Source organism: Rhizobiales bacterium NRL2 (assembly GCA_001664005.1).
Lineage (GTDB): Bacteria > Pseudomonadota > Alphaproteobacteria > Minwuiales > Minwuiaceae > Minwuia.
In genome coordinates this window covers 3,815,576-3,831,026 of record CP016093.1, presented here as the reverse complement: position 1 = coordinate 3,831,026, position 15,451 = coordinate 3,815,576, and the positions used below count along the sequence as shown (strand labels likewise).

Sequence of the window (15,451 nt, the reverse complement as noted above, 5' to 3'; positions counted from 1 at the left end):
GTTGATCGGGGGAGACTAGAGGAGGGCGAACGGGTTGGCGATGGGGTAGCTCAGGCGCGGATGTCCTCGGCATGGACGATCAGCCGGAGCGGCCCCGGCGTCTGTGCGTCCAGCGGCCAGCAGGTGGACAGCGCCAGCCGCGGCCGACCGCTCCGGTCGGTGGGGAAGCGCCAGGTCCGGCTGTCGACGACCTCGGCGCCGGTGACGCGGAAGCGGTGGGTCTCGCCGCCGCGTTCGATGACGACCTCCGATCCCGGTCCGAGATCGCCGAGAAAGGCAAGGTGGGAATCGCGGTGTCCGGCGATCGCGGCCAGTCCCGGCGCGCCCGGCAGGGCGGTGCCGCGCACATGACCCGGTCCCCAGGCCATGGCCTCGCCCGAGGCGCTGTCGAGCACGATCGCCTCGACGCCGAGCGCCGGCGCCGAGAGCCGCGCCACCGGACGCATGTCGGCGCCGGACCAGGGCGCGTCCCGGTTCCCGTCCCAGGCGCGCTGCAGCAATACCTGTCCCAGTTCCGCCTTGGCGGCCATCCACGCGCCCTCGCCGGCGAGCCAGAGGCCGCCGATGGCAGACGCCAGCACCGCGCTCCGCGCCAGCCAGCGCCGCAGGTTCATGCGGCCCCCGGTCATCAGGCTGTCCGGCCGCCCGGCCAGCGGCGATGCAGCCGCCAGCCGGCGATGGCCATCAGGAGAAGAAGAAGCCCGGCCAGCACCCGGGCCCGCCAGTCGAGCGAGCCGCGGGGAACCGGCGCGCCGGAGGGCGGGGGCGCGGCGGCGGTGCTGAGCCGGGCAAGTTCCGCCTGCGGCAGGGCCGCCTTGCGAAGTTGCGGGGCCGGGGCCGGGGCGTCGAGGAAACGCTCCGGGTTCCAGCCGGCAGGCAGGTTGAGCGGCACTTCGATGGCGGTCGATTCCACGCCGTCAGGACGGCTGGGGGTGACGTCGACGGCGACCAGCGAGGTCAGGCGGCTGACAAGGTGATGATCCAGCGCCGTCTGCAGGATCGCCGCGTCCAGCTTCTCTCGGCCCATCTCCCAGCCCACCTGGCTTGAGGCCAGCGCCTCCAGCTTGCGGATGTGCTTGCGCGCCCACAGCTTCGCGATACCGGCTCGGGGCGCGGCCTGCGCCAGGTCGATCCGCCATTCGAAGGCGTTGGCGCCGCGGCCGGCGGTGAGCGTCACCGCGCCCGCCTCGCCTTCCGGCGTGTGGAAGGCGAAGACGACCGGGTCGCCCGCGTAGAGATCGGGCAGGGGATCGGGAGAGAGGTCGCCCGCGCCGCCGGGCAGCGTGGCCCGGAGATCCGTCAGCACCGGGTTCTCGATCTTCGCGAACAGCGCCGCCATCTGGCCGGCCACCGCGGTCAGGTCGTCGACATAGACCACCGAGCCGCGGCCGAGTTCCGCCGCCCGGGTCATGAAATAGCTGTTGGGCGCGGAGCCGATGCCGACCGTGAACAGCCGGGACCGCCCCAGGCCGGCCGTGATGGCCTGCAGCATCTGCGCCTCGTTGCCCACCGCGCCGTCGGTCAGGAAGATCACCTGGCGCAGCCGGTCCGTCTCGCCGGGCGTGGCGTCGGCCAGCGCCTCCTCCAGGGCCGGCAGCATCTCCGTGCCGCCGTCGGCGCGCATGGTTTCGACCGCCGAGAGCGTCTTCGCGATATTGCCGGGCGTCGCCGGCACCATGTCGGGCGCGTAGCGCCACATGCGGTCGTTGAAGAAGACGATGTTGAAGCGGTCCTCGGCCTCCAGCCGGCGCAACGCCTGCGCCAGCCCTTCCCGGGCCTGGCGGATCGATTCGCCGTCCATCGAGCCGGAGACGTCCTGCACGAAGATCACGTCGCGCGCGGGCGCGTCCGTCACCGCTGCGGGTTCGGGCGGCGTCAACAGGGCGAGGTAGTAGTCGCGGCCGCCGGCGCTTTCCCGGAACAGGGCGGCGTGGGGCGACGCGCCGACATCCGGCGTCCAGCGCAGCACGAAATCGCGGTCCGCCGGCACGGCGCCGTCCAGCTTGACCGTCGCGGCTTCGCCGCCGTCCCGGGCGACCGTCACATCGTGGTGGCGGCTTTCGACCGCGCCCAGCGGGAATCCGGCCTGCAGGTCGACCGAAATGATGACGGGATTGTGGATGGTCCCTTCCGGCTGTTCGCGCGGATCGGCGAGGGGCGATTCGATGGCGTCCCTGTCCGGCACGGGATCGCTGATCGCCCAGCCGCCGGGACCGAAATCGACGGCATGAACGACCGGCTTCGGATTGTAGCGCGGGGCGACCACCAGCGGCAGGCGCAGTTCGAACGCGCCGTCGGTCGGCGCCAGGGTCTGCAGCCAGGCGATCTCCACCACCACAACGTCGCCGGGGCCGATATTGGCCACGTCGTTGGTGAAAAGGTTCGGGCGCTGCTGCTCCACCAGGGCGGCCTTGCGGCCTTCGGCGCGGGCTTGCTCATAGTCACGGCGCGCCTGTTCCCGCTCCTTGACCACGCCCTCGATGAAGCGGTCGCCGATCCGCATCTTCAGGCTGTCGACAGCGGATTCGTCGGGCAGGGGGAAGGCGTAGCGGCCGTCCACCCATTTGTCCGACACGTTCCGGAACCGTTGGGTGACGGTGGCCCGGACGACCGGGCCGGAGACGTCGATATCGAAGCTGGAGGAGACCAGCGGCGCGCGGACATAGCGGCCGGGCTCGTCCGTCCGGAGCAGCAGACTGCCCGAGGCCACATCGTTCAGCGCGACCAGCCCGCCGCCCGGCGTCTGGGCCAGCGCCGGTGCGGCGACCACCGCGAGCAGCGCCGCCCGCATCCCCTGCCGCAGAAATTCTCGAAACCCGATCCGCATGGCCCACCTCCATCGTTTGTCCTCGTGCGGGCACCATGGCACTACGGCAATGGGGCGAAGCCGTGCCGAATTGAGGCGAAGTCGGGGTCATGTGCGGGCGGGCTCGCCGCAATTGGCCGCCCTGAGATGGCGGCTCAGCCGGGGCTGTCGCTCCCGGGCGCGAAGACAATGCGGTCGGCGCCGATAAAGCGGCGGACGCGATCCAGTTCCGCCTCCAGCCGCTGGCGCCGGCCGCTCGAGGCCCGGACACCCGGCTCCCACCAGATTTGGCGGACGGCGAGCGCGCCGTCCTCGCGCTTCATGTCGATGCGGCCGACCAGACGGTCTCCCTCCAGCATGGGAAAGACGTAGTAGCCGTAGCGGCGCTTCGCAGCCGGTACGAAGACCTCGATGCGGTAGTCGAAGCCGAACAGCCGCAGTGCGCGCCTGCGGTCGCGCAGCACGGGATCGAAAGGGCTGAGTATGCGCAGGCGCGGCGGCAATGCGATGTCGTCGGCGTGCATATCCAGGATCGCCGGGTCGGCCAGCGCCTCCCGGGGGCGGCTGCCGTCGACGGCGTTGACCATCACGCGCGGGAAGCCGCGGCCCGCCGGGCCCGAGGCCCAGGTCTTCGCCTCCTCGACCGAAGCCAGGCCCCAGAACTGGGCGAGTTCACCCGGCGTTGCGACGCCGAGCCGCTCCAGCGCCCCGCGGCAGAGCCAGTCGACCCAGCTATCGTGATCCGGCGCGTCGGCGCGGTGCTCGGCCGGGATGACCCGTTCGCTCAGGTCGTAGGCCTTCTGGAAGCCGCGGCGGTGACAGATCGCCAGGTCGCCGGTGCGCCAGAGATATTCCAGCGCGGTCTTTGAGGGATGCCAGTCCCACCACGCGCCGCCGGGCCGCTTCTCCGTCGTCATCTCACGCGCCATGACCGGCCCGTTCCGTTCGACATGGGCCAGCACGTCGTCCAGCCGCTCCTCGAAGCCTTCGCGGCGCCAGGTCCGCCAGCGTTCGACCAGACGATCCCGGTCGCGGGCGAACTTGCGTCGCCAGACGGGATAGAATCGGGTGGGGATGACGGCGGCGTCGTGGGTCCAGTTCTCGAACAGGTGCCGCTCGCGCTCCAGCAGGCGGTGCAGCAGGTCCGGCCGGTAGGTCTGGCTGCGGGCGAACAGGATCATGTGGTGGGCGCGCTCGACGGTGCTGATGCTGTCCACCTGGACGAAGCCCATGCGCTCGATCAGTTCCCGAACGCCGCCCGCATCGATCTTCCGTCCCGGCGCATCGGCGAGACCCTGGCGTTGCAGCAGCACTCGCCGGGCCAGCGCGGCACTGACCGATGGTTTCGTTTCGTTCTCTTCCATGAGGCCATTTGGGACCGTGGCGCTGATTCTCGCAAGCGCCGGCTGGGAACGCCGACCGCCGATGGTCTCAATAATTAATAATGATTATCAATATTGAAATTTGTCGACTTCGGCCGCATTTGTCAGAGAGCACGCGATTGACAGTCATTCGCAGTTGCAGGTAAATGGTGAGGTCTGCTGGGGAGTCGACGAAGTATGTATGTGTGTATCTGCAACGCCCTTTCCGATGATCAGGTGACCGGCGCCATCCGCCAGGGGGTGGACTGCGCCGAGGATCTCCACCCGCATCTGGGCTGCGAGGTCCGCTGCGGCCGTTGCGTGTCGACGATCGTGGAGATGATGGATGCGGAGCTCAACGGCGCAGGCGATGCGACGTTGATGGCGGCGGAATAGCGTTGTGTTCGCCAGCCGCCAGATGTTTCACTGGTTTGCCGCCGCGCGGGAAATCCGCACGCAGGGTCAGGCGCTGAAGGCGCAGGCCGAGGCGGCGGACCGTGCGCAGCCAAGGCCACGGCCCGAGACCGAACCAGAGAAAAAGAAGGGCGGGTCATGAAGGGCAACCGCGACATCATCGATCACCTCAACAAGATCCTTTTCAACGAACTGACGGCCATCAACCAGTATTTCCTCCACAGCCGCATGCTGAAGGACTGGGGCATGCATCGTCTCGGCGACGTCGAGTACGACGAATCCATCGACGAGATGAAGCACGCCGACAAGCTGATCGAGCGGATCCTGTTCCTGGAGGGCCTGCCGAACCTGCAGGATCTCGGCAAGCTGCGCATCGGCCAGAATGTCAAGGAAGTGCTCGAAGGCGATCTGGCGCTGGAGATGTCCGGCCATGACGATCTGAAGGCCGCCATCGCCGCCTGCGAGGGCGCACAGGACTATGTCAGCCGGGACCTGCTGTCCGACATCATGGAGTCCGAGGAAGACCACATAGACTTCCTCGAGACACAGCTCGGCCTGATCGAGAAGGTGGGCATGCAGAACTATCTGCAGTCCCAGATGGGTGAGGGCGCCGCCTCGTCCTGACCCGGTTTCGGTCCCGGCTGTCGTCCGCCGGCGCGAATTCGTCTCTTTTCCGACAGCGCCCGGCGCTTCAGGATGCCGATCATGCCGCGCGGGCATGGGGAGGGATCGGCGGATGGGCTATTCCGCGTTCAGGATCGTCAGGGAGGCGCTGACCGGCCATCGGGGCTGGAAGCCGGCCTGGCGCGATCCCGAACCGAAGGCGGAATACGACGCGGTGGTCGTCGGCGGCGGCGGGCACGGGCTGGCCACCGCCTTCTACCTGGCGAAGGAACACGGCCTGACGAACGTCGCGGTCCTGGAGAAGGGCTGGCTCGGTTCCGGCAATATCGGCCGCAACACCACGATCATCCGCTCCAACTATCTGCTGCCCGGTAACCAGCCCTTCTACGAATGGTCGATGAAGCTCTGGGAGGGGCTGGAGCAGGAGCTCAACTTCAACGCGATGGTTTCCCAGCGCGGGGTGCTCAACCTCTGCCACAGCGACGCCCAGCGCGACGCCTATGCGCGCCGCGGCAACGCCATGATCATGTCCGGCGCGGATGCCGTGCTGCTGGACCGCGACGGAGTCCGGCGCATGTGCCCCTTCCTCGACTTCGACAACGCGCGCTTTCCGATCACCGGCGGGCTCTGGCAGCCGCGCGGCGGCACCGCCCGCCATGACGCCGTCGCCTGGGGCTATGCCCGCGCCGCCGACCGCCGCGGCGTGGACATCGTGCAGAACTGCGAGGTCACCGGCTTCCTGATCGAGGGCGGCGTCTGCCGCGGCGTCGAGACCACGCGGGGGCCGATCCGGGCGCGCCGTGTGGGCGTCGCCGTCGCCGGCTCCTCCTCCCGGGTCATGGCGCTGGCGGGGCTGCGTCTGCCCATCGAGAGCCACGTCCTGCAGGCGTTCGTCACCGAGGGGCTCAAACCGGTCCTGCCCGGCGTCGTCACCTATGGCGCCGGCCATTTCTACGTCTCCCAGTCCGACAAGGGCGGGCTGGTCTTCGGCGGCGACCTGGACGGCTACAACACCTATGCCCAGCGCGGCAATCTGCCGGTGGTCGAGGACGTCTGCGAGGGCGGCATGGCGATGATGCCAGCCATCGGACGGGCGCGCGTGCTGCGCATGTGGGGCGGGGTGGTGGACATGAGCATGGACGGCTCCCCCGTCATCGACCGCACGCCGGTGGAGGGGCTCTTCTTCAACGGCGGCTGGTGCTATGGCGGCTTCAAGGCGACGCCGGCGAGCGGCTGGTGCTTCGCGCACCTGATGGCGACAGGCGACCCGCATCCCGTGGCTGCCGCCATGCGGCTGGATCGTTTCCGGACGGGCGCACTGATCGATGAGCGCGGCGCCGGCCCGCAGCCCAACCTGCACTGAGGCCGGCGCGATGATCATCGACCATCCGCTGCTCGGGCCCCGCGATATTGCGGAGTTCGTCTATCTGGGCGACGTCGGTCTGATCGAACGGCCGGACCCGGAGGCCGAAGACGTCATGGACCGTTTCCACGACTGGCTCTACCTGCGCGACAATCCGGCGGGCGTGCACCGGGAGCTCTGGTATCACGAGCACGGCGACCGCTCCTGGCTGGTGGTCACGCGCGACACGCTCACCCACGAGATCAGGCGCGTCGAGCTGGCCCGCGACGTCGCCCGCGCCAGAGGCCGGGGCGCATGAGCCAGCCTTTCCGCCTGCATGACGGGCTGATTGACCGCAGCGCGACGCTCTCCTTCACCTTCGAGGGCCGATCCTTCGAAGGACATCCGGGGGACACGCTTGCCTCGGCGCTGCTGGCCAATGGCGTGCGGCTTGTCGGCCGGTCGTTCAAGTATCATCGCCCGCGCGGCGTCTTCGCCGCCGGATCGGAGGAACCGAACGCGCTGGTGGAATTGCGCGCCGGCGCCCGGCGTGAACCCAACACAAGGGCGACGGTCGCGGAACTGTTCGAGGGGCTGGAGGCCCGAAGCCAGAACCACCGCGGGTCTCTGAAACGCGATCTGCTGGCGGTCAACGACCTGCTGGCGCCGTTCCTGACCGCCGGCTTCTACTACAAGACCTTCATGTGGCCGCGGCGCTTCTGGGAGAAGGTCTACGAGCCGGCGATCCGCCACGCGGCTGGTCTGGGACGCCTTTCCGGACATGCGGACCCGGACAGCTACGACAAGGGCTTCCTGCACTGCGATCTGCTGGTGATCGGGTCCGGACCGGCGGGGCTGATGACGGCGCTGACCGCCGCCCGCGCCGGCCGGCGGGTGATCCTGGCGGACGAGGACTTCCGTCTCGGCGGCCGGCTCAACGCGGAGACGCTCGAGGTGGACCGACGCGCCGGGGCCGAATGGGCCGCCGCCACAGCCGGCGAACTGTCCGCGATGGAAAATGTCCGCGTCATGGCGCGGACGACCGTCATCGGCGCCTTCGATCATGGCGGCTATGGCGCGCTTCAGCGCATGACAGACCACCTGCCTGATCCGGGGGCCGCGCCGCGGCAGGTGTTCTGGCGCATCCGCGCGCGCCGTGCGGTGCTCGCCGCCGGTGCGACCGAACGGGCCATCGCCTTCGGCGACAACGACCGTCCCGGCGTCATGCTGGCCGGCGCGGTGCGGGCCTATCTCAACCGCTACGGCGTCGCGCCCGGCCGGCGCGTGGCGGTCTTCACCAGCAACGATGATGGCTGGCGCACGGCATCCGACCTTCGCGAACAGGGCGTCGAGGTCGCGGCGGTGATCGACGCGCGCGACTGCAATGCGCCGCTGGAACTGCCGGGCGTGGAAGCCGTGCGTGGCGGGAGGGTGGTCGAGACCAGGGGACGTCATGCCCTGAAGGAGGTCCGCCTGGCGGACGGCCGGCGGATCGAGGCCGATTGTCTCGCCGTCTCCGGCGGCTGGAACCCCAACGTCCACCTGACCTGCCATCACCGGGGACGCCCGGTCTGGCGCGACGACATTGCCGCCTTCGTGCCGGGTCCGGACCTGCCGCCCGGCATGACGGTCGCGGGCGCCGCCGCCGGCGATCTCACCCTGGCGGCGGCGCTGCGTGCGGGCCGGGAGGCGGCGCTCTCGGCGCTCGACCTGGACGGGCCCGGGCCGGACCTGCCGCAGGCCGAGGACGAACCTGCCCGGGTGACGGCGCTCTGGCATGTCGCGGAAACCAGGGGCCGCGCCTGGCTGGATCTGCAGAACGACGTCACCGTCAAGGATGTCAGGCTCGCCGCGCAGGAAGGCTACCGTGCCGTCGAGCAGGTCAAGCGCTATACCACGCTCGGCATGGCGACCGACCAAGGCCGCACCGCCAACGTGCCGGCGATCGGCGTGCTGGCGGAGACGCTTGGCAGGTCCATCGCGGAGACGGGAACGACGATCTTCCGCCCACCCTACACCCCGGTTCCCGTTGGCGCCTTCGCCGGCCGGTCGCGCGGCCCGGATCTCCGGCCGATACGCCGCACGCCCAGCCATGACTGGGCCGTCGAGCAGGGCGCGGTTTTCGTGGAGGCAGGCCAGTGGCTCCGCGCCCAGTGGTTTCCGCGGACCGGCGAGACGCACTGGCGAGAGAGCGTCGACCGGGAGGTCCGGCAGGTGCGCTCGGCCGTGGGCGTCTGCGACGTCACGACGCTTGGCAAGATCGAGGTGCAGGGCGGTGACGCCGCGGCCTTCCTCAACCGGATCTATGCCAATGGCTTTGCCAGACTGCCCGTCGGCAGGGTCCGCTACGGCCTGATGCTGCGGGAGGACGGCTTCGTCTGTGACGACGGCACCGCGGCGCGGGTGGCCGAGGATCACTTCGTCATGACCACCACGACCGCCAATGCAGGGCTGGTGTTCCGCAATCTCGAGTTCCACCGCCAGTGCCACTGGCCGGACCTGGACGTGCACCTGATCTCCGGCACCGATCAGTGGGCGCAGTTCGCAGTCGCCGGCCCGCGGTCGCGCGAATTGCTGCGCAAGCTGGTCGACGCGGATACCGACATCTCCAACGAAGCCTTTCCCTTCATGGCCTGCGCCGAAGTCACGGTCTGCGGGGGCGTGCCGGCCCGGCTGTTCCGCATCTCCTTTTCCGGCGAACTGGCCTACGAGGTCGCCGTGCCGGCGCGCTATGGCGATGCCATGATCCGGGCGCTGATGGCCGCGGGCCGGCCGCTCGGCGTCGTCCCCTACGGCACCGAGGCGCTGGGGGTGATGCGGATCGAGAAGGGGCATCCGGCCGGCAATGAACTGAACGGACAGACCACGGCGCTGGACCTCGGCATGGACCGGATGGTCAACAGGAAGAAGGTCGCCATCGGCAATGTCCTCTGCGACCGGCCGGAGATGAAGCGCGAGGACCGCCCGCGCCTGATGGGCTTCCGTCCCGTGGACCGCACACGGGAGCTGCGTTCCGGCGCGCATTTCGTCGATCCGGGCGAAGCCGTGACCACCGGGAACGATCTCGGCTGGATGAGTTCGGCGGCGTGGTCCCCGACGCTCGGCCATTCGATCGGCCTCGGCTTCATCCGCCGCGGGGCGGCGCGCCTGGGCGATGTGGTTGTCGCCGCCGATCCGCTGCGCGGGGAGATGATTGAGGTCGAAATTGTCTCGCCGCATTTCGTCGATCCCGACGGGGAGCGGCTGCGTGGCTGAGTTCGAAATGTCTCCGCGAAGCCCGCTCGGCGGCATCCGACAGGATTTCGACGGTGTGAGCCTGTCGGAGCCGGCCGGGCTGGGTATCGCCGCGATCGCCGCGCCACGCGGCGGCGATGCCGCGCTGGCGGACGCCGTACGCGCGGCCTGGGGCCTGAAGTTGCCGGCCGTCGGCCGTTATTCGATCGGAACGGACGGCCTTGTGCTCATCGGCATGTCGCCGGACCAGTTCTTCGCGGTCTTCCCGTGCGAGGGGCACGACGCGGCGCGGATCGTGGCGGCGGCGCTGGACGGCGCGGCCTGGGTCGCCGAACAATCCGACGCCTGGGCCGTGCTCGACGTGGAGGGGTCAGGGGTGCGCGCCGCACTGGAGCGTGTCTGTCCGCTGGACCTGCATCCGGACGTCTTTGCCGCCGACATGGCCCAGCGCACGCTGATGGAGCATCTCTCGGTCATCGTCATGCGCCTGGCGGAAGACCGCTTCCGCCTGATGTCGCCCTCGTCGTCGGCCCTGTCGTTCCTGCACATGGTCGAGACGTCGGCGCGGAACATTGTGCGCGGCGGGGATCACGGGGCATAAAGGGCGTCCCGAAGGCTAGGAGACTGCCGGTGCAGGGCGAGGCTGAACGCAAGGGCGTCTGGAAATCCGGAAAGGGCAAGGGGCGCCGTACGCCGAAGGGCCGTCAGCTCGACGACGACGCCCTGGCCGAGGTGCGTAGCCTGCTGGGCGAACGGCCGCGCCGCCGCGACCTGCTGATCGAGCATCTGCACCTGATCCAGGACGCCTTCGGCCATCTTTCGGCCGCCCATCTCCGCGCTCTGGCGGAGGAGATGAAACTGGCCCAGGCCGAGGTCTACGAGGTCGCCACCTTCTACGCCCATTTCGACGTGGTGAAGGAGGGCGAGACCCCGCCGCCGCCGCTGACCATCCGGGTCTGCGACTCGCTTTCCTGCGAACTGGCCGGCGCGCAGGGTCTGATGCGGGCTCTGGCGGACGATTTTCCCGCGGATCGGGTCCGGGTCGTCCGCGCGCCCTGCATGGGCCGCTGCGACACCGCGCCGGCGCTGGAGATCGGCCACAACCATATCGACGCCGCGACACCGGTGAAGGTGAAGGCGGCGATCACGGCCAACGACGTCTACCCGCATATTCCCGACTACCAGAATCTCGCCGCCTACACCGCCAGGGGCGGCTATGTGGAACTGACCGACCTCCGCGGCGGCGCGCGGTCGCCCGACGAGGTGCAGCAGACGGTGCTCGAGTCCGGCCTTCGCGGTCTGGGCGGCGCCGGTTTCCCTTCGGGCCGCAAATGGTCCTTCGTCCGCGGCTACGAGGGGCCGCGCTATCTCGCCGTCAACGGCGACGAGGGCGAGCCCGGCACCTTCAAGGATCGCTATTTCCTGGAGCGGACGCCGCATCTCTTCCTGGAGGGCGCGCTGATCGCCGCCTGGGCGGTCGAGGCGGAACGGGTCTTCATCTACATGCGCGACGAATACCCGGCGGTGCTCGAGATCCTGCGACGGGAGATCGCCGCGCTGGAGAAGGCGCGGCTGATCGAGCCGGGCTATATTGACCTCCGTCGTGGCGCGGGCGCCTATATCTGCGGCGAAGAGAGCGCGATGATCGAGAGCATCGAGGGCAAGCGCGGCCTGCCGCGTCACCGCCCGCCCTATGTCGCCGAGTTCGGCGTCTTCGGCCGCCCGACGCTTGTCCACAATGTCGAGACGCTCCACTGGGTCGCGCGCATCGTCCGGGAGGGTCCGGAGATTCTGAGCTCGGTCGAGAAGAACGGCCGCAAGGGGCTGCGCGCCTATTCGGTTTCCGGCCGCGTGAAGGAGCCGGGGGTGAAACTATTGCCCGCGGGTTCCACCATCCGCGATCTGATCGAGGCGTCCGGCGGCATGCTCGACGGCCATGTCTTCAAGGCCTACCAGCCCGGCGGGCCGTCATCCGGCTTGCTGCCGGCGGCGCTGGACGACGTGCCGCTCGACTTCGACATGCTGCAGCCTCACGGCAGTTTCATCGGCTCGGCCGCCGTGGTCGTCCTTTCCGACAAGGACAGCGCCAGGGCCGCGGCGCTCAACATGCTGCGTTTCTTCGAGGACGAGAGCTGCGGCCAGTGCACGCCCTGCCGCGTCGGCTGCGAGAAGGCGGTCAAGCTGATGGAGGCCGATCGCTGGGACGGCGACCTGCTGGAAGACCTCTGCCAGGCCATGGCCGACGCATCGATCTGCGGTCTGGGCCAGGCCGCGCCGAACCCGATAAGGTTGACGATGAAGCATTTTCCGGGGGAAGTCTGATGCGTCTCGTCCTTTTCGCGTTCGGTTGTCTGACCTTTGCCGCCGCCGCCGCTGCCGATCAGGCGCAGCCCTATGCCGGGCAGCAGCACCGGGCGGTGAGCAGCTACAGCGAACGTGATGTTGCCGCCCTGCTCGCCGGTGAGGGGCGGGGCATGGCGAGGCCGGCGGAGCTGAACGGCTATCCGGGGCCGTCGCACCTGCTGGACATGCAGGAGGAACTGGAACTCAGCGGCGAACAGATCGCCGTCATCCGCGCCGCCTTCGAGCGGATGCAGTTGAAGGCGCGCGATCTCGGCGCGCGGCTGGTCGAGGCGGAGGCGGAGCTGGATGCGCTGTTCCGCGACCGCCGCGCCGATCCGGACACACTCGTCGTGGCGCTGCGGAAGGCGGCGGACCTGCGGATGGAATTGCGGGAGACGCACCTGCGCGCCCACCTGGAAGTCACGCCCCTGCTGACCGCGCACCAGCGCGAGGCCTATGCGCTGCTGCGGGGCTACGGGGCCGGACACGGCAAGCACGGAAGGCACTGACATGACGGTTTCCTTCACGCTCGACGGCCGGGTCGTCACCGCGGCCGAGGGCGAAAGCATCTGGGACGTGGCCAGGCGCGAGGGAACGCTGATCCCGCATCTGTGCCACGCCGACCAGCCCGGCTATCGCGCCGACGGCAATTGCCGCGCCTGCATGGTCGAGATTGATGGCGAGCGGAATCTCGCCGCTTCCTGCATCCGCGCGCCCGCCGAGGGAATGGTCGTGCAGACCGCGACCGACCGCGCCGCGAAGGCGCGGAAGCTGGTGATCGAGATGCTGATGGCCGACCAGCCGCCGCGCGAGGCGGCGCACGACCGCTCCTCGCACTTCTGGAAGATGGCGGATCTGCAAGGCGTCGCGGAAAGCCGCTTCCCCGCGCTGGCGCCGGACCGCGTGCCGCTGCTGGACGACAGCCATGTCGCCATGCGCGTCAACCTGGACGCTTGCATCCATTGCAATCTCTGCGTCCGCGCCTGCCGGGAAGTCCAGGTCAACGACGTCATCGGCATGGCCTTCCGCGGTCATGACGCGGAGATCGTCTTCGATTTCGCCGATCCCATGGGCCAGAGCACCTGCGTTGCCTGCGGCGAATGCGTGCAGGCCTGCCCCACCGGCGCACTGATGGAATCGACGGCCCTCGATGCCGCCGGTCACGGCGACAGCGCGGCCTTCGACGAGGAAGTGAAGTCGGTCTGCCCCTATTGCGGCGTCGGCTGCCAGCTCAGCTTCAAGCTCCGCGACGGCCGCATCGCCTGGGTGGACGGCGTCGACGGGCCGGCCAACGAACAGCGGCTCTGCGTCAAGGGCCGCTTCGGCTTCGATTATGTCGATCATCCCCACCGGCTGAAGACGCCGCTGATCCGCCGCGAGGACGCGCCGCCCAAGGGGCTGAACGTCGATCCGGCCGACCTCTCGACGCATTTCCGCGAGGCCACCTGGGAGGAGGCGCTGGACCGCGCTGCCGGCGGGCTCGCACAACTGCGCAAGGACCAAGGCGGCCCGGCGGTGGCCGGCTTCGGCTCGGCCAAGTGCTCGAACGAGGAAGCCTACCTTTTCCAGAAGCTGATCCGGCAGGGCTTCGGCCACAACAATGTCGATCACTGCACCCGGCTCTGCCACGCCTCGTCGGTCGCGGCGCTGATGGAGAATGTCGGCTCCGGCGCGGTCACCGCGACCTTCAACGAGATCGAGAATGCCGACTGCGCCATCGTCATCGGCGCCAATCCGGTCGAGAACCATCCGGTGGCGGCGACGTATTTCAAGCAGTTCGCCAAGCGCGGTGGTAAGCTGATCGTCATGGATCCGCGCGGCGTCGGCCTGGGCCGCTACGCCACCCACATGCTGCGCTTCCGGCCCGGCACGGACGTGGCGATGCTGAATGCGATCATGCACGTGATCGTCGAGGAGAGGCTCTACGACGAGCAGTACATCCAGGGCTTCACCGAGAACTGGGAGGCGATGAAGGCCCATCTGAAGGGCTTCCCGCCGGAGAAGATGGCCGAAATCTGCGGCGTCGAGGCGGAGACCCTGCGCACGGTGGCGCGGACTTTCGCCGGCGCGCGCGCAGGCATGATCTTCTGGGGCATGGGCATCAGCCAGCACATCCATGGCACCGACAACTCCCGCTGCCTGATCTCGCTGGCGCTGATGTGCGGCCATGTGGGCCGGCCCGGGACGGGCCTGCACCCGCTGCGCGGCCAGAACAACGTCCAGGGCGCTTCCGACGCCGGGCTGATCCCGATGTTCCTGCCCGACTATCAGCCCGTCGGCGACGAGGGCGTGCGTTCGCTGTTCCGCGATATCTGGGCTTCCGGCGACTTCTCCGCCGAGAAGGGACTGACGGTCGTCGAGATCATGGACGCGGTCCACGACGGCCGGATCCGCGGCATGTACATCATGGGCGAGAATCCGGCCATGTCCGACCCGGACGTGGAGCACGCCCGTGAGGCGCTGGCAAAGCTGGAGCACCTGGTGGTGCAGGATATCTTCCTGACGGAGACGGCGAATTACGCCGATGTCATCCTGCCGGCCACCGCCTGGGCGGAGAAGGCCGGTACGGTCACCAATACCAACCGCCAGGTGCAGATGGGCCGGCCCGCCGTGGCGCCGCCGGGGCAGGCGAAGTCGGACTGGTGGATCACCGTCGAACTGGCCAGGCGCCTCGGCCTGGACTGGGACTACGCCCACCCGCGCGACGTCTTCGCCGAGATGAAGCGGTCCATGAAATCGCTCGACAACATCACCTGGGAGCGGCTGGAGCGGGAGGCGGTGACCTATCCCAGCCTGTCCCCGGACGATCCGGGCCAGCCCATCGTCTTCGGCGACGGCTTCCCGCGTCCCGAGGGCCGCGCGCGCTTCACGCCGGCCGCCATCGTGCCGCCCGACGACACGCCCGACGCCGAGTACCCGATGATCCTGATCACCGGGCGGCAACTGGAGCACTGGCACACGGGTTCGATGACCCGCCGCACCCAGGTGCTCGACGGGCTTGAGCCCGAAGCCAGCTGTTCGATGCACCCGAAAACGCTCCGCAGGCTGGGGGTCGGGCCGGGCGACATGGTCCGGCTGTCGACCCGGCGGGGATCGCTTCTGGTGATGGCCCGCGCCGACCGCGCAATCTCGGAAGACAACGTCTTCATGCCCTTCGCCTTCGTCGAGGCGGCGGCCAACATCCTGACCAATCCGGCCCTCGACCCTTATGGCAAGATCCCGGAGTTCAAGTTCTCTGCCGTGCGCGTCGAGAAAACGGCAGGCGCTGTCGCGGCGGAATAAGCCGCGCCTTCATACATCCTTTAGTCGAGGTTCCGTGACGCCGAC

12 protein-coding genes are annotated in these 15,451 nt (G+C 69.1%); 9 read left to right on the top strand and 3 right to left on the bottom strand.

Going from position 1 to position 15,451, the window contains the following annotated elements:
* Positions 1 to 50 precede the first annotated feature (50 nt).
* The 3 genes from TEF_17890 to TEF_17880 all read right to left on the bottom strand — a co-directional run bounded on the left by TEF_17890 (position 51) and on the right by TEF_17880 (position 4,170).
* On the bottom strand, positions 51 to 614 hold the full coding sequence (locus tag TEF_17890) for a hypothetical protein (GenBank protein ANK83583.1): 564 nt from the start codon (positions 612 to 614) through the stop codon (positions 51 to 53).
* Positions 615 to 628: 14 nt separating this feature from the next.
* The gene (locus TEF_17885; protein ANK82453.1) at positions 629 to 2,791 is read right to left on the bottom strand and encodes a marine proteobacterial sortase target protein; all 2,163 of its coding nucleotides are present in this window, start codon (positions 2,789 to 2,791) and stop codon (positions 629 to 631) included.
* A gap of 170 nt (positions 2,792 to 2,961) precedes the next feature.
* Entirely contained in the window at positions 2,962 to 4,170 is a 1,209-nt protein-coding gene (locus TEF_17880; protein ANK82452.1) for a hypothetical protein, read from the bottom strand.
* 195 nt (positions 4,171 to 4,365) lie between these two features.
* On the opposite strand from TEF_17880, the gene TEF_17875 reads away from it, so the two are divergent.
* The 9 genes from TEF_17875 (at position 4,366) to TEF_17835 (ending at position 15,406) form a co-directional block, all read left to right on the top strand.
* Complete coding sequence (locus tag TEF_17875; protein ANK82451.1) at positions 4,366 to 4,563, top strand: hypothetical protein; 198 nt, start codon at positions 4,366 to 4,368, stop codon at positions 4,561 to 4,563.
* A 156-nt stretch (positions 4,564 to 4,719) separates the two neighbouring features.
* The gene (locus TEF_17870; GenBank protein ANK82450.1) at positions 4,720 to 5,205 is read left to right on the top strand and encodes a bacterioferritin; all 486 of its coding nucleotides are present in this window, start codon (positions 4,720 to 4,722) and stop codon (positions 5,203 to 5,205) included.
* 112 nt (positions 5,206 to 5,317) lie between these two features.
* On the top strand, positions 5,318 to 6,568 hold the full coding sequence (locus tag TEF_17865; GenBank protein ID ANK82449.1) for a sarcosine oxidase subunit beta: 1,251 nt from the start codon (positions 5,318 to 5,320) through the stop codon (positions 6,566 to 6,568).
* A gap of 10 nt (positions 6,569 to 6,578) precedes the next feature.
* Positions 6,579 to 6,866: a sarcosine oxidase subunit delta gene (locus TEF_17860; protein ID ANK83582.1), complete on the top strand. Its 288-nt coding sequence runs from the start codon at positions 6,579 to 6,581 to the stop codon at positions 6,864 to 6,866.
* Complete coding sequence (locus TEF_17855) at positions 6,863 to 9,802, top strand: sarcosine oxidase subunit alpha (GenBank protein ID ANK82448.1); 2,940 nt, start codon at positions 6,863 to 6,865, stop codon at positions 9,800 to 9,802. The genes TEF_17860 and TEF_17855 overlap by 4 nt, the downstream gene beginning before the upstream one ends.
* The gene (locus tag TEF_17850; GenBank protein ANK82447.1) at positions 9,795 to 10,382 is read left to right on the top strand and encodes a hypothetical protein; all 588 of its coding nucleotides are present in this window, start codon (positions 9,795 to 9,797) and stop codon (positions 10,380 to 10,382) included. Before TEF_17855 ends, TEF_17850 begins: the two co-directional genes overlap by 8 nt.
* Before the next feature lie 29 nt (positions 10,383 to 10,411).
* Positions 10,412 to 12,103 (top strand): NADH-quinone oxidoreductase subunit F, encoded by a 1,692-nt coding sequence (locus tag TEF_17845; protein ID ANK82446.1) that lies wholly within the window; start codon positions 10,412 to 10,414, stop codon positions 12,101 to 12,103.
* A complete protein-coding gene (locus TEF_17840) occupies positions 12,103 to 12,633 on the top strand; it encodes a hypothetical protein (GenBank protein ID ANK82445.1) in 531 nt (176 codons plus the stop codon). The genes TEF_17845 and TEF_17840 overlap by 1 nt, the downstream gene beginning before the upstream one ends.
* Before the next feature lies 1 nt (position 12,634).
* The gene (locus TEF_17835; protein ANK82444.1) at positions 12,635 to 15,406 is read left to right on the top strand and encodes a formate dehydrogenase subunit alpha; all 2,772 of its coding nucleotides are present in this window, start codon (positions 12,635 to 12,637) and stop codon (positions 15,404 to 15,406) included.
* The last annotated feature ends 45 nt before the right edge of the window (positions 15,407 to 15,451 follow it).